Below are 26,255 nucleotides of genomic sequence, written 5' to 3'. Positions count from 1 at the left end.
TAGAATATAAAATCAATTAATAACGGATGGCGTAAGCCATCAAAACTAAAAACAAAAAGAAAAATGGCACAGTTGAATTTTGGCGGTACTATTGAAAATGTAGTGATCCGTGATGAATTTCCATTGGAGAAAGCTCGTGAAGTATTGAAAAATGAAACAATCGCTGTAATCGGTTACGGCGTTCAGGGTCCCGGACAAGCATTGAATTTGCGTGATAACGGTTTCAACGTGATCGTTGGTCAGCGTCAGGGAAAGACATATGATAAAGCAGTAGCTGACGGATGGGTTCCGGGGGAAACTTTGTTCGGAATCGAAGAAGCTTGCGAAAAAGGTACAATCATCATGTGTCTGTTGTCTGATGCGGCTGTTATGTCTGTATGGCCGACAATGAAACCTTACCTGACTGCCGGAAAGGCTCTTTATTTCTCTCATGGTTTTGCTATCACTTGGCATGATCGTACAGGGGTGGTTCCTCCTGCTGATATTGATGTTATCATGGTTGCTCCTAAAGGTTCGGGTACTTCATTGCGTACCATGTTCCTCGAAGGTCGTGGCTTGAACTCTTCTTACGCTATCTATCAGGACGCTACGGGTAAGGCTTACGATAGAACAATTGCTTTGGGTATCGGTATCGGTTCAGGGTATCTGTTTGAAACAACTTTCCAACGTGAAGCAACTTCCGACCTGACAGGTGAACGCGGTTCGTTGATGGGTGCTATTCAAGGTCTGTTGTTGGCACAGTATGAGGTGTTGCGTGAAAACGGTCATTCACCTTCCGAAGCCTTCAATGAAACAGTAGAGGAACTGACTCAGTCGCTAATGCCGTTGTTTGCAAAGAACGGTATGGACTGGATGTATGCGAACTGTTCTACTACTGCTCAACGCGGTGCTCTCGACTGGATGGGCCCGTTCCATGACGCTATCAAACCGGTAGTTGAAAAACTGTATCACAGTGTGAAGACCGGTAACGAAGCACAAATTTCTATTGACAGTAACTCACAGCCGGATTATCGTGAGAAACTGAACGAAGAACTCCGCCAGTTGCGTGAAAGCGAAATGTGGCAAACTGCTGTTACTGTACGCAAACTTCGTCCGGAGAACAATTGATTTGATAGGATTATACAAGTTTGATACAAAAGGGGAAAGGTTAACTTTCCCCTTTTATTTTGCTGAAAAGTCTTTCTTAGGTTAGTGCTAAGGGGTGCTTTTAATCAGATCTTCTAAAAATTATCAATAGAAAGGATAAAATATACAAGTTTTTGTTTATCTTTGCACCCAGTAAGTTGAAACAAATAATAAAATGAAAGCTATTTTATCTACCTCTAAATTATTTATGGCACTGGGTATCTGTACTCTTAGTGCTTGTGTGATGATTGGTTGTGTTGATAAGGATAAAGATTATTCACAACCAAGTGATGGCTCAAATCTGAATTCTTTTACTTTTAGTACGACCCAAGAAATTCAGTTGGCTGTAAAGTATGCAATTCCCGCTAAGGATTATCAAGTGCTTTTCGAGGTTTATTTTGAAAATCCTTTTGAAAACAAGGATGGACAAATTGTGAAGCGTAGTGATGTTGAACCTAAGGTAATAAGAATGACTGATGGCAACGGTAACTATGCTGGTAAGGAAGTTCTTCCCGGTTATTTATTGAATGAAGGAGAAGAAGTCTATATTTACACTTCATATATCGGAGTGCCTACTTTATATAAGACGACTGTACAAGGAAATATGATCCGGGCTGATATCAATTGGGATACAATGTATGATTTGAATCCTAAATCTCAGACACGTGCAGGAGGTAGCTTTGCAATTCCTGATGGTTTTATGACATTAGGTGAGTGGAATATAAAAGGCCGTCCGAATTATTTAGATGATGGAGGTGCAATGGAATTGTCGGAATCACTATTGAGAACAATTAATAAAGTTATTCCTGAAGGGGGAAGTTGTCCGAGACAATATCGTCAGTCTGTTGATTTTGAGATAAAGGAAAAGGCTAATGTGAGAGTTCGTTTTATTGGTGGAACAAGTTCGGCAGCCAGTACTTTCGGATATTATTGCTATAAAGAAGGAGATTCTTCGGAAAAAATAGAAAAAGCAAAGAAATACATTATATTTCCTAATACAAAAACCGGACAAGGTATAAAAGGCGGTGAGTGTGTACAATTGCATTATATTGATGAAAATGGTGAAGACCGAGGAGTTGATTTTCCTGCTGGAGTAAGAATCGGTTGGTTTATTAGAAATGATGCGTTTAAAAATGGAAATATAGATAAAGGGTATGGAATGTTTTACTCTACCACACATTTGAATAAAGATAGACGCACGCATACTGCTGCTTTTAAGGTGAGTGAATTTATTGTTTTATCTTTTGAAGATTGGACTGAAGACGATGACTATAATGATGTGATGTTCAACGTTTGGTCGAATCCGGTACAGGCTATACCTGATGTTCCGGAAGTTCCGGATAAAGGAGATGATTCTTCTGTCGCTTATAAGATGTCATATAAAGGAATTGTGGCATTTGAAGACAATTGGCCATCTAAAGGAGATTATGACTTGAATGATGCTATAGTGAAATATAAATCTGAATTGAGCTACAATACAAAGAATGAGGTGCTTGCTGCGAAAGATGAGTTTACTGCAGAGTGGGCAGGAGCGGCCTATTTGAATAGTTTTATATATCAGTTGAATACAGGACGTGCCAATGTAGAGTGTACAAAAGATGAGAAACCGTATTCGTTAGACAATGATTTGTCTCTGGCTACTATTACAGTTTTTGATGATATGAAGGAAGCTACAGGAGACAATAGGAAAACTACCACAGTGACGATTTCTAACAAATTTAAAACACCGGTTGATCACGAAGTATTTGGGGTAGCTCCTTATAATCCGTTTATCAGTGTGTTTAAAAAGACAGGTTATAATCGTACAGAAGTACATTTTATTAATTATAAGCCGACAGAAAAGGCTGATAAAGCATTATTCCATACAGAATCCGATTTGTCTGATTTAAGTAAGGGCATTTATTATGTATCGAATTCTAGTTATCCTTTTGCTATCCATTTGGCCGATGCGCAACGTTTCTCAACAACGGAAGGTGAATCTGTAGATAAGACATTCCCTAAATTTGCCTCTTGGGCTGAGTCTAAAGGAACAAAGGATAAAGATTGGTATTTGAAATAGTATAAAAATATTGTTTGTTTTGTTTGTGTTAAAAAAACGGAGTTCGGTTTCGTGAGAAAGGGGACTCCATAAAAGGAGGATTATTTTAATCCTCCTTTTTTATGAATGCCATAAGTCTTTTGTAAAAAGGATGTTTGGTAAGTGTGGCGGCTTCTCCCAGAATCACCAGTTTCATGCGTGCTCGTGTGATCGCTACATTCATTCGTCTTAAATCATTCAGAAATCCGATTTGCCCTTCCTCGTTGGCGCGGACGAGACTGATAAAAACGACATCACGTTCCTGTCCTTGAAAACCGTCCACTGTATTTACTGTGATGAGGCTTCGGAGAGGGCGCAAGAAACTGCTTCCTTTAATTTTGCTTCTCAAATATTGCACTTGTGCTTTGTAGGGTGAAATCAGTCCGAAATCAATCCTTTCCTCTAAAATTCGTTCCTTTCCGATCCGGTTGATATAGGCTTCCAGCTCCTCCAAGAGCAGATTAGCCTCCTGCTTGTTGATGCGTCCGAAACTTTCGCCTACAAATTCCTCGTGAAATTCCATTTCAGAAGTGTCAATCCAACTCATGGGGCTGTCGAAATCAAGGATTCCCCGATAACGTACCTCCGGAGCAGCCTCCAGTTCTCCCTGATAAAACCAGTCGGAAGGGAACTGCATGATAGCTTCGTTCATTCTATATTGCACTTTCAGTAACGAGATAGAGGACGGTTTTTGCCGAACCACCTTCTCCATTAATGTATATTCCAATCCTCCACGAGCGGCTTCTATACATTTTATGGTAGGCGGAAGCTGGCAATGATCTCCGGCGAGAACCACCCGGTCTGCTTTTCGGATGGCTATCCAGCAGGCAGCTTCGAGTGCTTGCGCAGCTTCGTCGATAAATAAAGTCGGGAAACGGCGGCCATTGAGCAGGCGATGGTTGCTACTGACTAAGGTCGAGGCAATCACGCGGGCACTGTCGAAGAGGTCGGCGTTAATTTGAATCTCAAGTTCGGTAGCACGGTCGCGTAGACGGCTCATACGACTGCGCATCCCTTCCCGTTCCTCATAACTTCCCCGCCGCATTCGTCCTCCCATTTCGCGGATGGACTTGCGGATTCCCCAAAGTTCCGGATACGCCGGATGGCTCTCAAACCAGCGTTCGTAGGTGAAGGATAACATTTTGTCATTTACGCGGGTAGGATTTCCAATGCGGAGCACCGGAACACCCCGATCTACAAGTTTCTCGCAAATCCAGTCGACGGCAGTATTACTTTGAGCGCACACCATCACTTGTGGTTCGCGGTGCAGTGTCTCATAAATCGCTTCGACAAGTGTTGTTGTCTTTCCCGTTCCCGGAGGACCGTGCACAATAGAGACATCACGTGCGCAAAGCACTTTATTGACAGCCGTCTCCTGCGTACTGTTCAACCAAGGAAAACGTACGGGGTATAATTCGCGAAATCCGGGCTTTAGCGTTCCCAGCAACGTGTCGCGCAGTTCGGCAAGGCGATTGCCTTTGGCACGGATCACGTCCTCCAGTGCTTCAAACATAGCGCGATAGGAAGTCTCATCAAAGTAAAGCTGTACGCCCAGCACACCGTCGGTTTGTAGTTCCATCAATGCCCCTGCTCCGGGGAGCACGACTACCATTCGTTCTTCGTCTGCATAACTGACGGTTGCGGTGAAATTCAGATATTTCACTTTTCCGTCGAATGACTGGTGGAAAAAGGAAACGGGACGGCCGAATTCAAAAGAGTGTTCTATCTCTTTATTTTCGCTTCTTGTAATATCTACAACAAATTGATTTAGAGAATTATAGTAACTTCGGCCGAGAGAGACAGGATACCAGCAAAGACCGCGTTTCACTTTTCGGGCAATACCCATCGTTTCAGTCTGCCGTTTGAATTCCTCTTTCTCATATTCGTACTCCATCCGTAAGAGGAGTTGTTGTTGCTGAAGGTCGGCTATCGGATTTTTCGGATTATTATTCATAATAGGCGCAAAGGTAACAATTCTTCTTCCCGAGACGAAAATTTATTTCATTTTGTTAAACATTACTCGAACGTCATTCGTTATTTTAATAGATAGACTAAAAAAACAAAAAGTGATATGGTATACGATGCAACTATGTTAGAAGCTTTCTACACTGCTTATAAAGGAAAGGTAGAACACGTACGGGCTATATTGAAACGTCCTTTGACGTTGGCCGAAAAAATACTGTATGCCCATTTGTATGATGTGGCTGATGTGAAAGATTACCAGAGAGGGGAAGATTATGTGAATTTTCGTCCCGACCGTGTTGCGATGCAGGATGCGACAGCCCAGATGGCTCTGCTTCAATTTATGAATGCGGGCAAAGATCAAGTTGCTGTGCCTTCTACGGTGCATTGTGACCATTTGATACAAGCGTATAAAGGTGCAAAAGAAGATATTGCCACTGCAAGGCTGACCAATGAAGAAGTGTACGATTTCCTTCGTGACGTATCTTCCCGCTACGGAATCGGTTTCTGGAAACCGGGAGCCGGAATTATCCATCAGGTTGTACTCGAGAACTATGCTTTTCCCGGTGGAATGATGGTAGGGACCGACTCGCACACGCCAAATGCGGGTGGACTGGGCATGGTTGCTATCGGGGTTGGCGGTGCGGATGCGGTGGACGTCATGACCGGTATGGAGTGGGAACTCAAAATGCCGAAAATCATCGGTGTCCGCCTGACCGGAAAACTGAACGGCTGGGCTTCTCCGAAAGATGTGATTTTGAAACTTGCCGGAATTCTTACCGTAAAAGGGGGAACGAACGCCATTATCGAATACTTTGGTCCAGGAACCGAATCGCTCTCGGCTACCGGGAAGGCGACCATTTGTAACATGGGGGCCGAAGTGGGGGCTACCACCTCATTGTTCCCGTTTGACGAGCGCATGGCCACCTATTTGAAAGCTACCGGAAGAGAGCGGGTGGTTGAATTGGCAGAGACCGTTGCCGCCGACCTTCGTGCTGACGATGAAGTGGCTGAGGAACCGACTAAGTATTACGACCGCGTCATTGAAATAGACCTGTCTGAACTCGAGCCTTATATAAACGGTCCTTTCACACCGGACGCTGCCACTCCTATTTCCAAGTTTGCGGAGAAGGTGTTGTTGAACGGTTACCCGCGTAAGATGGAAGTGGGATTGATCGGTTCGTGTACCAATTCGTCCTATCAGGACTTGAGCCGTGCCGCTTCTCTGGCGAAGCAGGTTGCCGAAAAGAACCTGAGTGTAGCCGCTCTGTTGATTGTGAATCCGGGTTCGGAGCAGATTCGTGCCACTGCCGAGAGGGATGGAATGATAGAAGCTTTTGAACAGATAGGAGCTACAATTATGGCAAATGCCTGTGGCCCTTGTATTGGGCAGTGGAAACGTGAGACGGATGATCCGACGCGGAAAAATTCAATTGTCACTTCCTTCAACCGTAACTTTGCCAAACGTGCCGACGGCAATCCGAATACATACGCTTTTGTCGCTTCTCCGGAACTGACGATGGCACTGACAATTGCGGGTGACCTCTGTTTCAATCCTTTGAAAGACAGACTGGTGAATCATGACGGCGAGAAGGTGAAGCTGTCCGAACCGGTGGGAGATGAACTTCCTTTGAACGGCTTTGCGCAAGGAAACGAGGGTTACGTTGCTCCTCATGGAGGAGAGACGGAAATCAGGGTGAAGCCGGATTCACAACGCTTGCAACTGTTGGCTCCTTTCCCAGCTTGGGATGGTCAAGATTTATTGAATATGCCTTTATTGATCAAAGCGCAAGGCAAATGTACTACTGATCATATTTCGATGGCAGGTCCGTGGCTCCGTTTCCGGGGACATCTGGAAAATATTTCGGATAACATGTTGATGGGAGCTGTCAATGCCTTCAACGGTGAGACGAACAAGGTTTGGAACCGTTCTACCAACACTTACGGAACTGTTTCCGGTACGGCAAAAATGTATAAGTCCGAAGGAGTGCCGTCTATTGTCGTGGCCGAAGAAAATTACGGTGAAGGCTCTAGTCGTGAGCATGCGGCTATGGAACCGCGTTTTCTGAATGTACGTGTCATTCTCGCCAAGAGTTTTGCCCGTATTCATGAAACGAATCTGAAGAAACAGGGTATGCTTGCCCTCACTTTTGTAGACAAAGCCGATTATGATAAGATTCGTGAACACGACCTTTTGTCCGTGCTTGGTTTGGTGGACTTCGCTCCGGGACGCAATCTGACTGTCGTTCTCCATCACGAAGACGGGACGAAAGAGAGCTTTGAAGTGCAACACACTTATAATGAACAGCAGATAGCTTGGTTCCGTGCCGGTTCTGCCTTGAATGCCAGATAATTTAAAAAAGACAAGAAAAATAAAAATCATGAGCAAAATAATTATGCAAGCAGATGGTATGCTGTCAGTGCCCGATGTGCCTACCGTACCTTATATTACCGGTGATGGAGTGGGAGCGGAAGTTACTCCCTCCATGCAAGCCGTAGTCAATGCAGCTGTTCAGAAAGCGTACGGTGGCAAACGCCGTATCGAGTGGAAAGAAGTGTTGGCGGGAGAACGTGCCTTTAATGCGACAGGTTCTTGGCTACCGGAGGAGACGATGAAGGCATTTCAGGAGTATCTGATTGGTATTAAAGGTCCGTTGACGACGCCTGTCGGAGGCGGTATCCGTTCGTTGAATGTGGCGTTACGCCAGACGCTTGATTTATACGTCTGTCTTCGTCCCGTCCGTTGGTATCCGGGAGTACAGTCGCCGGTGAAAGCACCCGAAAAAGTAAATATGTGCGTGTTCCGTGAAAATACGGAAGACATTTATGCAGGTATTGAATGGGAAGCAGGCACTCCGGAAGCGGAAAAGTTTTATAAATTCCTGAAAGACGAGATGGGTGTGACAAAGGTACGTTTCCCGGAGAGCTCCTCTTTCGGTGTGAAACCGGTTTCGCGGGAAGGTACGGAACGTCTCGTGCGTGCTGCTTGCCAATACGCGTTAGACCATCATCTGCCCTCCGTCACGTTGGTTCACAAGGGAAATATAATGAAGTTCACCGAAGGCGGTTTCAAGAAATGGGGCTACGAATTGGCGCAGCGTGAATTTGCCGACGCGTTGGCAGACGGACGATTGGTGATTAAGGATTGCATTGCCGACGCTTTCCTGCAAAATACGCTTCTGAGCCCTGAAGATTACTCGGTCATAGCCACTCTGAACCTTAATGGAGACTACGTTTCTGATCAATTGGCGGCAATGGTGGGTGGTATCGGGATTGCTCCCGGAGCCAACATCAATTATAAAACGGGGCATGCCATCTTTGAAGCTACGCATGGAACAGCGCCTACTATTGCGGGCAAGGATGTGGTGAATCCTTGCTCTATCATACTTTCGGCAGTCATGATGCTTGAGTATTTGGGTTGGAAAGAAGCGGCAACTCTTATCGAGAAAGCTTTGGAACAGAGTTTCTTGGATGCGCGTGCCACCCATGACCTCGCCCGTTTCATGCCGAATGGAGTCTCCCTCTCCACTTCCGCTTTCACCCGTGAAATCGTGGAAAGAATAGAAAAATAGAAGTAACGAATAAAGACAAAGAAAATGAAGAAAGAGTACTTGATTTACAAGCTTTCCGAAGAGATGAAGGAAGCTACCCGGATTGACAATGAATTGTTCCCCAAATTTGACGTGAAGCGCGGACTGCGTAACGAAGACGGCACAGGAGTTCTGGTAGGTCTGACTAAAATCGGTAACGTGGTTGGTTACGAACGTGTTCCGGGAGGCGGATTGAAGCCTATACCGGGAAAATTGTTCTATCGCGGTTATGACGTGGAAGATATTTCTCATGCCATTATCAAGGAGAAACGTTTCGGCTTTGAGGAAGTGGCCTACCTGCTGCTTTCGGGACGCTTGCCGGACAAGGAAGAACTGCTTTCTTTCCGTGAACTGATCAACGACAACATGCCGTTGGAGCAGAAGACGAAAATGAATATTATTGAGTTGGAGGGAAGTAATATTATGAATATTTTGTCGCGCAGCGTGCTCGAGATGTACCGTTTTGATGCGAATGCGGACGATACCTCCAGAGACAACCTGATGCGCCAAAGTATTGAGCTGATTTCGAAGTTTCCCACTATCATTGCATACGCTTATAATATGCTTCGTCATGCTACTTTCGGGCGTTCTCTGCATATCCGCCATCCGCAGGAAAAGCTTTCTATTGCCGAAAATTTCTTATATATGCTGAAGAAGGACTATACCGAATTGGATGCTCGCACACTCGACTTGTTATTGATTCTTCAGGCAGAGCACGGTGGAGGTAACAACTCTACCTTTACGGTCCGTGTCACTTCCTCTACCGGAACGGATACCTACTCGGCCATCGCTGCCGGTATCGGTTCGTTGAAAGGTCCGCTTCATGGAGGAGCGAATATCCAAGTGGCGGATATGTTCCACCACTTGAAAGAAAATATCAAAGATTGGACGAATGTGGATGAAATAGATACTTATTTCACTCGTATGTTGAACAAGGAAGTGTACAATAAAACCGGACTTATCTATGGTATCGGTCATGCTGTCTACACCATTTCCGATCCACGTGCACTTCTGCTGAAGGAACTTGCCCGTGACCTTGCCCGTGAGAAGGGCAGAGAGAGTGAGTTTGCTTTCCTCGAACTGCTGGAAGAACGTGCTATCGCTACTTTCGGACGTGTGAAGAACAATGGAAAGACAGTATCCAGCAATATTGATTTCTATTCCGGTTTTGTGTACGAAATGATCGGACTGCCGCAGGAAATTTTCACTCCTTTGTTCGCAATGGCTCGTATTGTCGGCTGGTGTGCACACCGTAATGAGGAACTGACCTTTGACGGAAAACGTATTATTCGTCCTGCTTATAAGAACGTTCTTGAGGAACTGGCCTATGTTCCGATCAAGAAACGCTGATCCGCATCGATCCTTTTTCTATATAATGTAAAATGTTCCCCGAATAGATATTGAGTCTCGATTCTGTTCGGGGAACAGTGTGAATGAAAACAATACTTCCGCTAACGTTGTTTTATTCGGTAGAATAGATTAACTTTGCCAATACATCTATAAAAGTCAGTCGGATTATGAGTCAAGTGAAAAGAATACCTTACGGAATATCGGATTTTAACCAATTGAGAAGTGATAATTGTTATTTGGTAGATAAGACCAGGTATCTGCCGCTGATTGAGCAAATGCCCAATTATTTGTTTCTTATTCGTCCGAGACGATTCGGGAAAAGTCTTTTCTTAAGCATGATGCGTACTTATTACGATATATTGCAGCGGGACAACTTCGACAAGTATTTTGGCGATTTATGGATTGGCACGCATCCCACTGAAGAACGCAATCGTTTTCAGGTTCTTTATTTCGATTTTTCCAAAGCCGGTTGTTCAGGCGTAGGCGACGGGTTGATGACGAGTTTTAATGAGTATTGCGGTTTGGTCATTGATAAGTTTGCCCAGCAATATGCCTCATTCTACAATGATGATTTTGAATCGAGAGTATTGAGCATTGAGAATCCGAAAGCTAAATTGGCTTATATTGAATTGGAAGCAAAGGAAAAGGGATATCCTTTGTATCTGATAATTGACGAATATGATAACTTCACGAATGTCATATTGAGCGAACACGGTCAGAAAATGTTTCATGATCTGACACACGCCAGTGGATTTTATCGGGAATATTTCAAGCAATATAAGGGAATGTTCAACCGCATTTTCCTGATGGGAGTTAGCCCGGTCACACTGGACGACTTGTCTAGTGGATATAATATAGATTGGAATATATCGACTGATTCTCGCTTCAATGCAATGATGGGATTCAGTGAAACGGAAGTGCGTGAGATGTTTACTTATTATAAATCAAATGGTTTGTTGACCGGTGAGGTGGAAGCGATGATATCGGAGATGAAGCCGTGGTATGATAATTATTGCTTTGCACGGATGAGCTTGAATGATGATAGAGTTTTTAATTGCGACATGACGTTATACTATTTGCGTAGCCAGATTGACTTTCATCGTTCTCCCGAAGACATGGTAGATAAAAATATTCGTACCGATTACAGTAAACTGAAGATGCTTGCCCGTATCGATCATGACAGTAGCCGTGAAGGAAGTCGTATGAGCACGATTGAGGAGATTGCTGCAAAAGGAGAGATTCTGGTGAACCTTCACACTTCATTTCCGGCGGAGAGGATAGTGGATATTGATAATTTTCGTAGCCTGCTCTATTATTACGGATTGCTTACAATTTGTGGCACACGTGGTGACCGGCTGCGGATGTGCATCCCCAATCATTGTGTACGCGAGCAATATTTCGGATTCCTGCGTGATTATTATCAACAGATTCATCCGTTAAATCTTTCTCATTTGAAAGACCAGATAGACGATTTGGTTTACGACGGTCATTGGAAACCGTTCTTTGAGTCCATAGCCAGTGCTTATCATGAGAATTCCTCTATACGTGACGGAATGGAAGGGGAAAGAAACCTGCAAGGTTTCCTCAAGGCCTATCTGGCACTCGCTTCCTATTATCTGGTAGAGCCTGAGCTGGAGATGAATTATGGTTACTGTGACTTTTTCCTTCTGCCTGACAAGCAGCGTTATCCAGATATAGAGCACAGCTATATTCTGGAGTTGAAATACGCGGCACGTACTGCTACCGATGCGGAACTTGCGGCACAAGCAGAGGAAGGGCGCAGGCAGTTGCATCAATATAGTGAAGATAAAATAGCTCGCCAATTGGCGAAAGGCACAACTCTTCATCGTTTACTTCTTCAATTCCGGGGATGGGAGATGCTGAGATGCGAGGAAATATAAAATTGGAAATAATAACATAATTAACATTTCGAATAGCTCCCTCGTCTCCTCTTATGGAGAAAAGAGCGTTCTTGGTGTCAAGGAAAGGCGGTTTCTGCCTACCAAGAAAGGCGTTTTAACATCGTGTTAAAACGCCTTTTCTCTATTTGATAACTTGCCCTTTGTATACTGGTGTAAATCAGTGAATTATGTGCAATCGTTGCCCGCGAGTCCTTCGATGGTAAATTCTTGAATCCAAAGTGTAGTTGTTATTTTGGTAAGTTTAATATTTAAAAGACATTTTGTGTGGCTATTATTTTCATTTTTGCTATTTTTGTGCATTACAAAAGAACTTCAATATGAATTTAGCAGCTTTTAATCTGTTTTTGGGTGTAATGAGCTTGATTGCCCTGATTGTTTTTGTCGCTCTCTACTTCGTGAAAGCAGGATACGGAATCTTCCGCACGTCTTCGTGGGGAGCGGCTATTTCAAACAAACTGGCTTGGATACTGATGGAAGCTCCGGTCTTCCTCGTGATGTGCGTGATGTGGATGTATTCGGAACGCCGCTTTGAGCCGGTGATATTGACCTTCTTTTTATTCTTCCAACTGCATTATTTTCAACGGGCTTTCATTTTCCCTTTGTTATTGAAAGGAAAAAGTAAAATGCCGTTGGCCATCATGTCAATGGGAATCCTTTTCAATCTGTTGAATGGATATATGCAAGGAGAATGGATTTTCTACCTTGCCCCCGCAACGATGTACCAGTCCGATTGGTTCATCTCCCCGTACTTTATAATAGGTACTTTGCTGTTTTTCACGGGTATGCTGGTGAACTGGTCGTCCGATTATATCATCCGCCATTTGCGTAAACCGGGAGACACACGGCATTATCTGCCACAGAAAGGCATGTACCGCTATGTGACTTCCGCCAATTATTTCGGTGAAATCGTAGAATGGGCAGGCTGGGCAATTCTTACCTGTTCGCTTTCCGGACTTGTTTTCCTTTGGTGGACGATTGCAAACCTCGTTCCGCGAGCCGACGCCATCTGGAAACGTTATCGCGAGGAATTCGGCGACGCGGTAGGCACACGGAAGCGGGTGTTTCCTTTTCTCTACTAGGAGATTTTTTTATCACGAATTGAATTAAGACTAGAATTAAGACTTGAATAAATATAAACTACTATGGAATCTAAACTTTTCACTCCGGTCACTTTCGGCCCTTTGACGTTGCGGAACAGGACGATACGTTCGGCAGCGTTTGAAAGTATGTGTCCGGGCAATACTCCCTCGCAGATGCTATTGGATTACCACCGCTCGGTTGCTGCGGGAGGAGTGGGGATGACGACCGTAGCTTATGCCGCCGTGACGCAAAGCGGGCTCTCTTTCGATCGTCAGTTATGGATGCGTCCGTCCATAATTTCCCGTTTGAATGAATTGACAAAAGCCGTGCACGACGAGGGTGCTGCGGTAGGTATCCAGATAGGGCATTGCGGAAATATGTCCCACAAAAAGATTTGCGGTGTCACGCCTATATCCGCTTCTTCTGGTTTTAACCTCTATTCGCCTACGTTTGTGCGTGGAATGGAACAGGAAGAACTTCCGGAAATGGCACAGGCTTACGGAAACGCTGTCAACTTGGCACGGGAAGCGGGGTTTGATGCGGTGGAAGTGCATGCCGGACACGGTTATTTAATCAGCCAATTCCTCTCACCTTACACCAACCATCGCAAAGACGAGTTCGGAGGCTCGCTGGAGAACCGGATGCGTTTTATGGATCTGGTGATGGAAGAGGTGATGAAAGCGGCGGGCAATGACATGGCGGTGATTGTCAAAATGAATATGCGCGACGGTTTCAAAGGCGGAATGGAAATAGACGAATCCATTCAGGTGGCGAAGCGGCTTCTGGAGCTGGGTGCTCACGGACTGGTGCTGAGTGGAGGCTTTGTCAGCAAAGCCCCGATGTATGTGATGCGGGGAGCGATGCCGATTCGCTCGATGGCGCACTACATGGACTGTTGGTGGCTGAAATACGGCGTCCGGATGTTCGGAAAATGGATGATTCCGTCCGTACCTTTTGAAGAGGCTTATTTCCTGAAAGACGCCTTAAAGTTCCGGGAAGCTCTTCCGGAAGCTCCCTTGATTTATGTTGGCGGACTCGTTGCCCGTCAGAAGATAGATGAAGTGCTCGATGCGGGCTTTGAAGCTGTGCAGATGGGACGTGCCTTACTCAACGAACCTGGATTTGTGAACCGGATGAAGCAGGAGGAGCAGGCCCGTTGCAACTGTGGACACAGTAATTACTGCATAGGCCGTATGTATTCGATAGAAATGGCTTGCCATCAACATTTAAAAGAAACGTTACCTCCTTGTCTGCAAAAGGAGATTGAAAAATTGGAAAAGAAATGAATGAAATAAAATGGGCTATCATTACCGGTGCGGACGGAGGGATGGGAACGGAAATCACGCGTGCCGTTGCCAAAGCCGGTTATCAGGTAATAATGGCTTGTTACAACCCCCAAAAGGCGGAGACTGTCCGCGCTTGTTTGATTGAAGAAACCGGGAACCCGAATCTGGAAGTTATGGCTCTTGATTTGGCTTCCATGCAATCCGTAGCTTCTTTTGCCGACCGGATATTAGAACGTAACCTTCCTGTTTCTCTGCTGATGAATAATGCGGGAACGATGGAAACGGGACTTCATATTACCGTAGATGGGTTTGAGCGAACGGTTAGCGTGAATTATGTAGGACCTTATCTGCTTACCCGGAAACTGATTCCTGCGATGGTGCACGGTGCGCGAATTGTAAACATGGTGTCTTGCACGTATGCGATCGGGCGTATTGAACTTCCCGATTTCTTTCACAGAGGCAAGGTCGGAGAATTTTGGAGAATTCCCGTTTACAGCAATACGAAACTGGCTTTATTGTTGTTTACCATTGAACTGTCCAAGCTACTCCGTGATAAAGGAATTACCGTCAATGCCGCCGATCCGGGCATTGTTTCTACTAATATTATTACTATGCATAAGTGGTTTGACCCGCTGACGGACATTTTTTTCCGGCCTTTTATTCGCAAGCCCGCACAAGGGGCTTCCACCGCTATCGGTTTGTTGTTGGATGAGAAAGAAGCCGGAGTGACGGGGCAACTGTATGCTAGCAATCGTCGGAAAGCATTATCGGATAAATACGTTCATCACGTGCAGAGGGAGCTACTGTGGGAAGTCACGGAACGTTCGTTGGCACGATGGATTTCTTCCTAAGAGGAAAAAAGGAAACGCGGATTAACGCGGATTTGCGCAAAGAAAGATTAAATTCTATTTGCGTTATCCGCGTTAATCCGCGTTTTATTTATTATTCCGAGCCTTAGATAGAAAGCTCTTTCAATACATTCACAAGATCTCTTTTTATCGGCTTGTCATTTTTAATCGCTTTGCTGAACGGTACGTAAACAATTTCGTCATGTTCGATACCGATCATTACGTTACGTTGGTCTTCCATGATAGCGTCGATAGCGGCAGCCCCAAGTCGGCTTGCCAAAATACGGTCGTGAGCAGTCGGGCTACCTCCGCGTTGCAAGTGTCCCAAAATCGTTACACGTACGTCGTATTGCGGGTATTCGTTCTTTACACGTTCGGCATAGTGCATCGCTCCTCCGGTCAGTTCGCTTTCCGCCACTAGTACGATACTACTATTCTTTGATTTGCGGAATCCGTTCTTGATAAACTCTTCCAATTGGTCGACTTCCGTACTGAACTCCGGAATGATGGCGGCTTCGGCTCCCGAAGCGATTGCTCCGTTCAGCGCAAGGAAACCTGCGTCGCGTCCCATTACTTCGACGAAGAACAAACGTTCGTGCGAGGTTGCCGTGTCGCGAATTTTATCCACAGCGTCCAGAATCGTATTCAATGCCGTGTCATATCCGATAGTGGTATCCGTGCCATAAAGGTCGTTGTCGATTGTTCCCGGAAGTCCGATACAAGGAATATCAAACTCCTGTGCAAAAATGCGGGCCCCCGTCAACGAGCCGTCTCCACCGATGACTACCAAAGCGTCAATACCTTCTTTTTTCATGTTATCGTAGGCTAGTTGACGTCCTTCCGGAGTGGTAAACTCCTTACAGCGCGCTGTTTTCAGGATAGTACCGCCCAGTTGGATGATATTACTTACGTTCTGACTTTTGAACTCTTTGATTTCGCCTGTCACAAGGCCCTTGTACCCTCTATATATACCTTTAACTTGCAATCCGTTGTAGATGGCCGCACGTGTCACCGCACGTATAGCTGCGTTCATTCCGGGGGCGTCACCTCCGGAAGTCAAGATTCCGATACACTTAACTGTTCCCATAACACAATCTTTTCATTAATTAGTTTGACGTGGCAAATGTACAATAAAAAGTTGAAAGCAATGGTTATGAAGTTTCTTTTCGTATGAAGAAAACATTAAAAATGTTCAAATTGCAGCTATTTGCTTTCTTCTATAAGCGACTGAATGTGGTTATATATTTTTTCCATCAGCCATTTGGGGGTGGAGGTAGCTCCGCAAACCCCGATTGACTGTACATTTTGGAGTAGGGAAGGGTCTATTTCCTTTTCATTGTCAATTAAATGTGAATTGGCGTTCACTTTCAGGCACTCTTCAAACAACATCTTTCCGTTTGAACTTTTCTTCCCGCTGACGAAAAATATCAGATCGTGTGTAGCTGCAAACTCCCTTAACTTGGGCATACGGTTTGCCACCTGGCGACAAATCGTATCGTAGTATTCGAATGTCGCTTCCGGTGAAATATTCTGTTTGATATACGCTACAATTTCCTGAAACTCATCCAGAGACTTGGTGGTCTGCGAGAAGAGACGGATACTTCTATTCAAGTCCAGCTTCTTTACTTCCTCTGCCTTCTCGATGACAATCGCTTTCCCGTCGGTCTGTCCCACTAGTCCCAGCACCTCCGCATGACCGTTTTTGCCATAAATCACAATCTGCTTTTCATCGTTGGCGGCGTCTTGCAGAAACTCCTGTTTGATACGTTTTTGCAAGCGTAACACCACCGGGCAAGTCGCGTCGATGATTTCTATATTGTTCTCGCGGGCGATCATATAAGTTTCAGGCGGTTCTCCGTGCGCGCGGAGCAGTACTTTTGCATTCCGCAACTGCTTGAATTCCTCCCTATTGATGGTGATTAATCCCATCGTTTTGAGTCTTTCCACCTCTCGGCTGTTGTGAACGATGTCTCCGAGACAATAAAGTGTTTCTCCTTTTGCCAATTCCTCCTCTGCCTTGTTGATGGCCGTCACCACACCGAAGCAGAAGCCGGAACCTTCGTCAATCTCTACCTTAATCATAATTTGCGGTCGTTATCTGCGGTTATTGAATGCCACTTACTTTGTTGAACTGTTCAAACAGCCATTCTTTCTGCTGCTCGATTGTCAGGTTCGTATTGTCCAGCAGCAGAGCGTCCTCTGCTTTCCGCAATGGGCTGACGTCCCGATGCTGGTCGATATAATCCCGTTGTTTCACGTTCTCCAGAATCTCGTCGAAGCTGGCTTCCTGGCCTTTCGTCTTCAACTCGTCGTAACGGCGTTGGGCACGGATCTCGGGTGTGGCGGTTACGAAAATTTTCAACTCGGCTTCCGGGAAAACGGTCGTTCCGATGTCACGTCCGTCCATCACAATGCCTTTTTCCTTTCCCATTGCCTGTTGCTGCGCTACCATTTCTGTGCGTACGAAATCGAGTGCGCTGATGGGACTGACTTTAGACGACACCTCCATCGTCCGGATTCTGTTCTCCACATTTACACCGTTGAGGTACGTGTCCGGCCGTCCGGTCGCCGGATTCAGGCGGAATGAAATACGGATGTTTCTGATTTCTTTTCTCAGCTTTTCCGTGTCGATGTCGTTCCCGTCGAAAATGCCGTTTTCTATACTATATAAGGTGACCGCGCGATACATAGCTCCGCTGTCAATGTAAATGTATCCTACTTCGCGGGCAAGGTCTTTGGCCATTGTACTTTTTCCGCAAGAAGAGAAACCGTCGATTGCTATTGTTATCTTTTTCATATTCAGTTCTTCTGATTTGTCCGCCAAAGATACATTTATTTTGAAAATCAACCATGCATTTGCCGTTAAAAGGAGCCGGATAAGTCCGAAAGAATTAAAAAAGTTAAAAAGCCGGATAAAAAGACGGGAAGAGGTGGACGGTTATCTGAAAATGTACTATATTTGCCCGGAGACACATAGGAAGACACTTTTTTTATTAATCATTATATTAATTATTTTATGGAAGTTAAAAAATCACCCAAAGCAGACCTGGAAGGTAAGAAGTCTACATGGCTGCTCGTTGGTTACGTGGTAGTGTTGGCTTTCATGTTCGTGGCGTTCGAATGGACCCAGCGTGACGTGAAAATTGATACAAGCCAGGCAGTAGCTGACGTTGTGTTTGAAGAGGAAATCATTCCTATCACCGAGACCCCTGAACAACAAGCTCCACCACCACCCGAAGCTCCGAAGGTGGCTGAATTGCTGGAAATTGTCGACGATAAAGCCGAAATTGATGAAACAACTACCATTATCAACGAAGATAATGTGGCTCCGGTAGAAGTAAAATACGTTCCGGTGCAAGTAGTTGAAGAAGAGCCGGAAGAACAGACTATCTTTGAAGTTGTAGAAAACATGCCGGATTTCCCCGGCGGTCAGGCAGCTTTGATGCAATATCTGGCTAAAAATATCAAATATCCGACTATCGCTCAGGAAAACGGAACTCAAGGACGTGTTATCGTACAGTTCGTTGTCAACAAGGACGGTAGTATTGTAGACGCAAAAGTAGTACGTAGCGTTGACCCGTACTTGGACAAGGAAGCCCTCCGTGTGATTAACACCATGCCGAAGTGGAAACCAGGTATGCAGCGCGGAAAACCGGTACGTGTTAAATTTACAGTTCCTGTAATGTTCAGATTGCAGTAATTTGTAACACAATAATTTGGGAGGCTGCTTTCGGCAGCCTCTTTTCATTCATTAAATATTTTCTCCATCCTCATGTATACAGCTTCTCAACTACTTGATAAAATAAATAAATATATTGCAGATATCCAATTTACCCGGACACCGAAAGGACTTTATGAACCGATCGAATATACTCTTTCTCTGGGTGGGAAGCGGATACGCCCCGTATTAATGTTGATGGCGTACAATTTGTATCGGGAGGATGTTGCTTCTATCTATGAGCCGGCTACTGCTATCGAGGTGTACCACAACCACACGTTGTTGCATGATGATTTGATGGACCGTTCGGATATGCGTAGGGGAAAACCGACCGTGCACAAAGTCTGGAATGATAACACGGCTGTGCTGTCGGGAGACGCTATGCTGATTCTGGCATTCCGCTATATGACGGCTTGCCCGGCGGAACACTTGAAAGAGGTGATGGAGCTGTTCAGCCTGACTATGCTTGAGATTTGCGAAGGACAGCAGCTGGACATGGAATTTGAATCCCGCGGTGATGTGACGGAAGACGAGTATATTGAAATGATCCGCCTGAAAACAGCGGTGCTGCTTGCGGGCAGTCTTAAGATTGGCGCTATCTTGGCGGGGGCGACTGCCGAAGATGCGGAAAATCTATATAAATTCGGAATGCAGATAGGCGTTGCATTCCAGTTGCAAGATGACCTGTTGGACGTTTATGGAGATCCGGAAGTGTTCGGAAAGAAAATAGGCGGAGACATCCTGTGCAACAAAAAAACATATATGCTCATCAAGGCATTGGATCGTGCGGATGCGAAACAGAGGGAGGAACTGAACCGTTGGCTGAATGCGGAAACTTGTCAGCCGGCCGAGAAAATAAAAGCGGTGACTGAACTGTATAACCAACTGGACATTCGTAGTGTCTGCGAAAACAAAATGCGCGGCTATTACACGCTTGCTATGGAAAGCCTTGCCGCAGTGGGAGTGGCTGAGGAAAGAAAAAAAGAACTGAAGAACCTGGTGAAATTGTTAATGTACCGTGAAATGTAGCTAAGTCCTTGAAGCATGCCTTATAGACGATTACCAAATACAGATCAAGCGAGAGTTCGGGCGCTGAAAGCGGCGGTCGAAAAAGGGGATGTATATAATGTACGCGATTTGGCTATTTCATTAAAGACGCTGTTCGAGGCACGTAACTTCCTGCAGAGGTTCGAGGCTGCGCAAATTTACTATACGCAATGTTACGAGAATCAGTCTCGGGCTAGTCGCAAGCACCAGGCAAATGTGAAAACCGCCCGGTTGTATATTTCTCATTTTATCCAAGTGCTCAATTTGGCTGTGCTTCGTGACGAGATAAAAGCGGTACACAAAAAACTGTACGATCTGCCCGATGCCAATGTTGTGCCCGATCTGTTGAGTGAGGCTTCGTTGGTGGAGTGGGGGAAGAAAATTATTGAAGGCGAGCAACGCCGGACAGGACAGGGCGGTATACCTATTTATAACCCGACCATTGCACGTGTAAAAGTGCATTACGATATTTTTCTGGACAGTTATGAACGGCAAAAGAATTATCAGGCATTGACCAACCGTAGTCTTGATGAGCTGTCCTCTATGCGTGAGCGTGCCGATGAACTGATTCTGGATATCTGGAATCAGGTAGAAGCGAAATATCAAGACGTTACTCCAAACGAGGATCGTTTGGATAAGTGCCGTGACTATGGACTGATATATTATTACCGTTCCAGCGAGAAAGTAAAAGAAGAAAATTAGTTATCATGTTGATAGACACCCATTCACACCTTTTCTTAGAAGAATTTGCCGAAGACTTGCCGCAAGTTATGGAGCGTGCGCGCAATGCCGGTGTCTCGTCTATTTTTATGCCCAATATTGACAGTACGACGATTGACGCTTTATTATCCGTTTGTGCGAAATATCCGGATCTTTGTTATCCGATGATTGGATTGCACCCTACTTCGGTGAATGAGACGTATGAGCAGGAATTGGCAATTGTACGTGAACGTTTGTCGGCTCCCAATCATTTTGTGGCTATCGGTGAGATCGGTCTGGACCTCTATTGGGACCGGACTTTTCTGAAAGAGCAGCTTTTGGTCTTTGAAAGACAGATCGAATGGGCGCTTGAATATGAATTGCCGGTTGTTATTCATACGAGAGAAGCATTTGATTATATATATAAGGTAATGGAACCCTATAAGAAAACCGCATTAAGAGGGATTTTCCATAGCTTTACCGGAACGCCGGAAGAAGCGGCTAGACTGCTGGAGTTCGATGCTTTCATGCTGGGCATTAACGGAGTGGTCACTTTCAAAAAGTCGACGTTGCCGGAAACCCTGTTGACCGTTCCTTTGGAGCGTATTGTGCTCGAAACCGACTCTCCTTATTTGACCCCCGTTCCGAATCGCGGGAAGAGAAATGAAAGCGCCAACGTGAAAGATACCCTTGCCAAAGTAGCGGAAATTTATCAGAAGAGCCTTGAATACGTGGCTCAGGTCACTTCTGAAAATGCGCTAAAAGTGTTCGGATTCCGCAAATAAGGCACGAAAGGTTTTAAATTATATTAATTTGCAGTATTTATTCGAGATAAAAAAGGGATAATGCTTCAAGAAAAGAAAAAAAAGGATACATTTGTAGCTGAAAATACAGAAAACCCATAGGGAGAGGTGCTCGAGTGGTTGAAGAGGCACGCCTGGAAAGCGTGTATACGCCAAAAGTGTATCCGGGGTTCGAATCCCCGTCTCTCCGCAGAAATTGAATGTGAAACGAGAAGTAAAAACAATAATAATAATCAATTAATTAATCTTAAAAATTAGACACACAATGAAAAAGTTATTCGCAATTGTTGCTGTGATTGGGGCCTTAACATTTGGCTCAACTCAACTTGCTCAGGCTCAAGACGCTCCTGCAGCAGAACAAACTGAACAACAAGCTGTTGCTCCTGCTGCTGAAGCTACAACTGCTGCTGCTCCTGCTGCAGAAGAAGGTGGTATTCACAAGGAAATCAAAGTTAAATTCATCGAAGGTACTGCATCTTTCATGAGTTTGGTAGCTATCGCTTTGGTGATTGGTTTGGCTTTCTGTATCGAACGTATCATCTATTTGAGCTTGGCTGAAATCAACACAAAAAAATTCATGGCATCTATCGAAGCTGCTTTGGAAAAAGGTGACGTTGAAGCTGCAAAAGACATTGCTCGTAACACTAGAGGTCCTGTTGCTTCTATCTACTACCAAGGTTTGATGAGAATCGATCAAGGTATCGACGTAGTTGAGAAGTCAGTTGTATCTTACGGTGGTGTACAGGCTGGTTACCTTGAAAAAGGATGTTCTTGGATCACACTGTTTATCGCAATGGCTCCGTCACTCGGATTCTTGGGTACTGTAATCGGTATGGTGCAGGCATTTGATAAAATCCAGCAGGTAGGTGATATCTCTCCGACAGTTGTTGCAGGTGGTATGAAAGTGGCCTTGATTACAACAATCTTCGGTTTGATCGTAGCATTGATCCTTCAGGTATTCTACAACTACGTACTTTCTAAGATTGAAGCTCTTACAAGTGAAATGGAAGATTCTTCTATCTCTTTGCTTGACATGGTGATCAAATATAACCTGAAATATAAAAAATAATTCGAAATGAGTAAGTTAACATATAGAATATCGTATTACGCATTGTATGCGATGTTTGCTATTATCCTGATCGTGATGGGGCTCTTCTTCTTCGGAGGAGACGCTACTGGAGCGGCAGTGATCCCGGGAGTAGATCCCGAAATGTGGCAACCGGCCCAGACAGATGCCTTACTCTATTTGATGTATGCTTTGTTTGGTATTGCTATTGCCGCTACTTTAGTTGCCGCAGTATTCCAATTTGGTGCAGCTTTGAAAGACAGCCCGGCAGCCGCTATTAAGTCTTTGCTTGGTCTGGTTCTTTTGGTTGTTGTATTAGTTGTAGCTTGGGCTATGGGTGACGGTACACCTATGCAGATTCCGGGTTATGATGGTACTGACAACGTTCCTTTCTGGTTGAAGCTGACTGATATGTTCCTTTATTCTATTTACATCCTGTTGTTTGTAACAATTGTTGCAATCATTGCAAGTGGTATAAAGAAAAAATTATCATAATCAATTGAGAGTACTCAATTAAAAAGTAATTACAATGGCAAAAGGAAAAAGAAAAGTTCCTGATATTAACTCAAGTTCTACGGCGGATATCGCTTTCTTGTTGCTGATCTTCTTCTTGATTACAACATCAATGGATACGGACCGTGGTTTGGCAAGACTTTTGCCTCCACCTCCCGAAGATGAAAAGAACGAGAATACGGATAAAATCAAAGAACGTAACATCTTGCAGGTGTATCTGAATAAGGATGATGCTTTGATGTGCGGAAATGATTATATCGGTGTTGATCAGTTGAGACAAAAGGCCAAAGAATTTATCGCTAACGTTGCTAATGCAGAAAATATGCCTGAGAAAACACAGAAGAATGTAGAATTCTTCGGCACATGCATGGTTAACGACAAGCACGTAATTTCTTTGCAGAATGACCGTGGATCTTCTTATCAGGCATATATCAGTGTGCAGAATGAATTGGTTGCTGCATACAATGAATTGAGAGATGAGTTGGCTAAAGAAAAATTTGGGGTTACTTATGCGGAACTGAACGATCTACAACAGAAAGCAGTCCGTGAGATTTATCCGCAACGTATTTCTGAGGCAGAACCTAAAAAATACGGAGAAAAAAAGAGGTAAGTAATGGGAAAATTTAATAAGACTGGTAAACGTGAAATGCCGGCATTGAATACTTCTTCGTTGCCTGACCTTATCTTTACCTTGTTGTTCTTCTTTATGATTGTAACAACAATGCGTGAGGTAACATTAAAGGTGCAGTTTACGCTTCCGCAAGGTACTGAGCTCGAAAAACTGGAGAAGAAATCATTGGTGACATTCATTTATGTAGGTGAACCTACACAAGAATACCGTGCGAAAATGGGTACTGAAAGTCGTATTCAGCTCAACGACAGCTATGCTGAAGTGGGCGAGGTGCAGGACTTCATTTTCCAGGAACGCGCTAGTATGAGTGAAGGTGACGCCGCTAAGATGACTGTGTCTCTGAAAGTAGACCAAAAGACAAAGATGGGTATTGTTACTGACGTAAAAAATGCCCTCAGAAAATCTTATGCTTTGAAGATTAACTATTCTGCTACTAAACGTGGTGAGAAATAATTAGTTAATTCTATTATATAAAGAAAAGGCTTCCAAAATGATTTGGAAGCCTTTTCTTTGTTCTGTTATTCTTTCTACTTCACTCTTTTACTCCGTAGACGACCGTGTGCAGTTTATGCTTTATATCTTCGTAGTCTTTTTCCGGATCAAGGTTGCCGTGTACCATTAGATACATTGGGAGGAAGTGATCACCGGGCTTGTAAGGAGGCTGGTGGTAGTCTTTCTTCCATAAGACAAATCCTTGACGTTGGTAGAAGCCGATACGTCTCTTTGCCATTTCTTCTACCGGACGCTCCACTTCGAGTACAATGGGGAGTTTTAAGTAGTCGCATAGATATTCCAGCGTACGTTTGCCGTACCCTCCGTTGCGCAAAGCAGGATTGGTTGCAAAGTGCTCTACGTAATAGAAGTTACCGAAGTCCCAATAGGTGATGAAGCCTATCGGCAAGTCGTCATCAAAAATAATGTTATTATGGAAATTGCCTGTCCGGTCGGTGAATTCACGTAACTGTTCTAATTGGCGGTACTCTTCTGGTGGAAAAGAATCTACCAGCAGTTCTTCCATAAATTTGTAATGTTGTAGGTCAGATGTACTGATTGGTTGAAGTCTGATCATGAGGTTCGGGTTTTAAAATTAGATAATATTTCTGTTTTACAATTTCATTCTTATCGTTGCATCAAGGAACGTAGAATTCGATTATACGCCGGATGGCACGTTGGCAAACCGGACAAAATTCCTTGTATTCGTTTGTTTTCATGCGGCAATTATGGGCAGGGCGATAAATACCTTTGGCAGAGTAACCTCCACCTTCGTATACCCCGATAGGGAACTTCTCCCATTTGTTGGCAGGAGTAGGTATCGGAGTGCCTGCCGGAAGCAAGTCTTCCCATTTGGAAGAAAAATTCACCCGTGTTGATATATTTTGCTCCCACGGTTCGACATCCAGTGGATAAGTATCCGTCATGGTATCGTTTTCGTAAAAATATTCATCTGCCAACCCGGCAAAACTGTGGCCGAACTCATGGACTACCACCGGTTTAAACATGGGATGATGGGCGGTGGTCAGTGTGTAGGAGTTATAGATTCCTCCTCCGCCGTAGACGTCCGTGTTGGCAAGGATAATAATGTGCTCGTAGGGGATACCCGCCAAAGCGTTATGGATAGACTTTACCCGGCTGGTAGTCAGATAGCGGTCTGAATAGAACGTGTCGAAGTGTGAGTGGACAGCCGTCTGTTTCCATTGATTCTCGCGAGGAACACTAACACCGCTATCAGTGGACGGGCTGGCTACGGCAACAATATTGAATTTATCCTTCATTGAGCGGAACGGCTCATGCGAAAACAGGCTTTCGCAGGCACTTTCGGCATCTTGGTAAAACAGATCCATCTCTTTATCCGTATAGCCTTCAGCAAGTATGGCAACGTCAATGCAGTCTTTCTCGTTTCCGTTCCGGAGCAGATACCGGTGCGGAGTGACGTGGGACACGCCTCGTTGATGAATCAGTATATCATCCGGACGGACAAGGTGTTTGTAGCGTGCCATAACCTCTTTGCGGGGAGAATACAAAGTAATCTCCACTTCAGCAGGCTGTTTGGGAAATGGCAGGAGAAATGTATTTTCGAAGCCCTTAGCAGTCTCTTTTGCTTCGTCTGTGCTCAGCCATTCATGGAACAGTGAAGAGAAAGAAGTCTTATAAATAGTTTGTTGGGTAGCGAGATCCTTAACGATGATTTGTCCGTTGCCCTCCAATGGAAGTTCCGAAAGGTGGTGTTGCCGTCCTGCCCAAGACGGAAGTTGCGATAATTCATCCAGGTAAATATTTTGTCTTTCCGCATTTCCGGTAAAGATATAATCTACTCGTAAAGTTTTGTTCTGAAAGTAATCCGCAAAATTTTGTGCATGGCTTCCTGCAAAAGCGAAGAATAGTAGGATGGTACAGCAAATTTGTTTCATATAAATAGTATATTTATGTTTTTACAAAGGTACAAACTATTGGCGACTTATCCGCCTCCTATAAATAAAAGTAATAGTTTATAGTATTTGTTGCCGAAAAATCGCTAACTTTGCACAAAAGATTCATCGT

At 44.6% G+C, this 26,255-nt stretch carries 23 protein-coding genes and 1 tRNA gene; 18 read left to right on the top strand and 6 right to left on the bottom strand.

Translation table 11 applies throughout. From position 1 onward, the window contains the following. Positions 1–63: 63 nt before the first annotated feature. Both ilvC and ACNOGP_RS21510 read left to right on the top strand, forming a co-directional pair. Positions 64–1,107 (top strand): ketol-acid reductoisomerase, encoded by a 1,044-nt coding sequence (gene ilvC / locus ACNOGP_RS21515; protein WP_007766808.1) that lies wholly within the window; start codon positions 64–66, stop codon positions 1,105–1,107. A gap of 193 nt (positions 1,108–1,300) precedes the next feature. Further along, on the top strand, positions 1,301–3,184 hold the full coding sequence (locus tag ACNOGP_RS21510; RefSeq protein WP_418213688.1) for an LruC domain-containing protein: 1,884 nt from the start codon (positions 1,301–1,303) through the stop codon (positions 3,182–3,184). A gap of 85 nt (positions 3,185–3,269) precedes the next feature. On the opposite strand, the gene ACNOGP_RS21505 is transcribed toward ACNOGP_RS21510, so the two are convergent. Then, on the bottom strand, positions 3,270–5,156 hold the full coding sequence (locus tag ACNOGP_RS21505; RefSeq protein WP_418213687.1) for an AAA domain-containing protein: 1,887 nt from the start codon (positions 5,154–5,156) through the stop codon (positions 3,270–3,272). Between the two features lie 117 nt (positions 5,157–5,273). On the opposite strand from ACNOGP_RS21505, the gene ACNOGP_RS21500 reads away from it, so the two are divergent. The 7 genes from ACNOGP_RS21500 to ACNOGP_RS21470 all read left to right on the top strand — a co-directional run bounded on the left by ACNOGP_RS21500 (position 5,274) and on the right by ACNOGP_RS21470 (position 15,243). Beyond that, positions 5,274–7,517 carry an aconitate hydratase gene (locus tag ACNOGP_RS21500; protein ID WP_418213686.1) on the top strand — a complete coding sequence of 748 codons (2,244 nt, stop codon included), beginning with the start codon at positions 5,274–5,276 and terminating at the stop codon, positions 7,515–7,517. 28 nt (positions 7,518–7,545) lie between these two features. Further along, entirely contained in the window at positions 7,546–8,736 is a 1,191-nt protein-coding gene (icd, locus tag ACNOGP_RS21495) for an NADP-dependent isocitrate dehydrogenase (RefSeq protein WP_418213685.1), read from the top strand. A gap of 24 nt (positions 8,737–8,760) precedes the next feature. Next, positions 8,761–10,104 (top strand): citrate/2-methylcitrate synthase, encoded by a 1,344-nt coding sequence (locus ACNOGP_RS21490; RefSeq protein ID WP_007751677.1) that lies wholly within the window; start codon positions 8,761–8,763, stop codon positions 10,102–10,104. A 167-nt stretch (positions 10,105–10,271) separates the two neighbouring features. Continuing rightward, positions 10,272–12,005 (top strand): ATP-binding protein, encoded by a 1,734-nt coding sequence (locus ACNOGP_RS21485; RefSeq protein WP_418213684.1) that lies wholly within the window; start codon positions 10,272–10,274, stop codon positions 12,003–12,005. A 338-nt stretch (positions 12,006–12,343) separates the two neighbouring features. Then, positions 12,344–13,105: a DUF1295 domain-containing protein gene (locus ACNOGP_RS21480; RefSeq protein ID WP_418213683.1), complete on the top strand. Its 762-nt coding sequence runs from the start codon at positions 12,344–12,346 to the stop codon at positions 13,103–13,105. 63 nt (positions 13,106–13,168) lie between these two features. Continuing rightward, a complete protein-coding gene (locus ACNOGP_RS21475) occupies positions 13,169–14,392 on the top strand; it encodes an NADH:flavin oxidoreductase (protein WP_418213682.1) in 1,224 nt (407 codons plus the stop codon). Next, positions 14,389–15,243, top strand: coding sequence for an SDR family oxidoreductase (locus ACNOGP_RS21470; RefSeq protein ID WP_418213681.1), 855 nt, complete (start codon positions 14,389–14,391; stop codon positions 15,241–15,243). Before ACNOGP_RS21475 ends, ACNOGP_RS21470 begins: the two co-directional genes overlap by 4 nt. 103 nt (positions 15,244–15,346) lie before the next feature. Here ACNOGP_RS21470 and pfkA read toward each other — a convergent pair whose 3' ends face one another. From pfkA to cmk, 3 genes are all read right to left on the bottom strand, one after another. Beyond that, positions 15,347–16,327: a 6-phosphofructokinase gene (gene pfkA, locus ACNOGP_RS21465; RefSeq protein ID WP_007766801.1), complete on the bottom strand. Its 981-nt coding sequence runs from the start codon at positions 16,325–16,327 to the stop codon at positions 15,347–15,349. Between the two features lie 116 nt (positions 16,328–16,443). Beyond that, entirely contained in the window at positions 16,444–17,322 is an 879-nt protein-coding gene (locus ACNOGP_RS21460) for a 4-hydroxy-3-methylbut-2-enyl diphosphate reductase (RefSeq protein ID WP_418213680.1), read from the bottom strand. A 22-nt stretch (positions 17,323–17,344) separates the two neighbouring features. Further along, positions 17,345–18,037, bottom strand: coding sequence for a (d)CMP kinase (cmk, locus tag ACNOGP_RS21455; protein WP_418213679.1), 693 nt, complete (start codon positions 18,035–18,037; stop codon positions 17,345–17,347). A 219-nt stretch (positions 18,038–18,256) separates the two neighbouring features. Here cmk and ACNOGP_RS21450 point away from each other — a divergent pair, with 219 nt between their 5' ends. From ACNOGP_RS21450 to ACNOGP_RS21410, 9 genes are all read left to right on the top strand, one after another. After that, entirely contained in the window at positions 18,257–18,940 is a 684-nt protein-coding gene (locus tag ACNOGP_RS21450; protein ID WP_007766787.1) for an energy transducer TonB, read from the top strand. Between the two features lie 72 nt (positions 18,941–19,012). Then, the gene (locus tag ACNOGP_RS21445) at positions 19,013–19,987 is read left to right on the top strand and encodes a polyprenyl synthetase family protein (RefSeq protein ID WP_186967399.1); all 975 of its coding nucleotides are present in this window, start codon (positions 19,013–19,015) and stop codon (positions 19,985–19,987) included. A 15-nt stretch (positions 19,988–20,002) separates the two neighbouring features. Beyond that, positions 20,003–20,707: a hypothetical protein gene (locus tag ACNOGP_RS21440; RefSeq protein ID WP_007751639.1), complete on the top strand. Its 705-nt coding sequence runs from the start codon at positions 20,003–20,005 to the stop codon at positions 20,705–20,707. Between the two features lie 5 nt (positions 20,708–20,712). Then, positions 20,713–21,489, top strand: coding sequence for a TatD family hydrolase (locus ACNOGP_RS21435; protein ID WP_418213678.1), 777 nt, complete (start codon positions 20,713–20,715; stop codon positions 21,487–21,489). Between the two features lie 120 nt (positions 21,490–21,609). Further along, positions 21,610–21,697, top strand: a tRNA-Ser gene (locus ACNOGP_RS21430). A 75-nt stretch (positions 21,698–21,772) separates the two neighbouring features. After that, positions 21,773–22,576, top strand: a complete 804-nt coding sequence (locus tag ACNOGP_RS21425; protein WP_007751637.1) for a MotA/TolQ/ExbB proton channel family protein — start codon at positions 21,773–21,775, stop codon at positions 22,574–22,576. Between the two features lie 6 nt (positions 22,577–22,582). Further along, complete coding sequence (locus tag ACNOGP_RS21420) at positions 22,583–23,068, top strand: hypothetical protein (RefSeq protein WP_007766780.1); 486 nt, start codon at positions 22,583–22,585, stop codon at positions 23,066–23,068. Positions 23,069–23,102: 34 nt separating this feature from the next. Next, entirely contained in the window at positions 23,103–23,696 is a 594-nt protein-coding gene (locus ACNOGP_RS21415) for an ExbD/TolR family protein (RefSeq protein ID WP_007766779.1), read from the top strand. Between the two features lie 3 nt (positions 23,697–23,699). Continuing rightward, a complete protein-coding gene (locus ACNOGP_RS21410; RefSeq protein WP_005678886.1) occupies positions 23,700–24,170 on the top strand; it encodes an ExbD/TolR family protein in 471 nt (156 codons plus the stop codon). Between the two features lie 79 nt (positions 24,171–24,249). Here the strand turns inward: ACNOGP_RS21410 and ACNOGP_RS21405 are convergent, their stop codons facing one another. Beyond that, the gene (locus ACNOGP_RS21405; RefSeq protein ID WP_007766778.1) at positions 24,250–24,786 is read right to left on the bottom strand and encodes a GNAT family N-acetyltransferase; all 537 of its coding nucleotides are present in this window, start codon (positions 24,784–24,786) and stop codon (positions 24,250–24,252) included. Positions 24,787–24,847: 61 nt separating this feature from the next. Then, the gene (locus tag ACNOGP_RS21400; RefSeq protein WP_186967396.1) at positions 24,848–26,125 is read right to left on the bottom strand and encodes an IgA Peptidase M64; all 1,278 of its coding nucleotides are present in this window, start codon (positions 26,123–26,125) and stop codon (positions 24,848–24,850) included. Positions 26,126–26,255: the final 130 nt, after the last annotated feature.

The organism is Bacteroides difficilis (genome assembly GCF_048319815.1).
GTDB lineage: Bacteria > Bacteroidota > Bacteroidia > Bacteroidales > Bacteroidaceae > Bacteroides > Bacteroides zhangwenhongii.
Note: the sequence above shows the minus strand (reverse complement) of the source record. Positions and strands in the feature narration are given on the sequence as shown.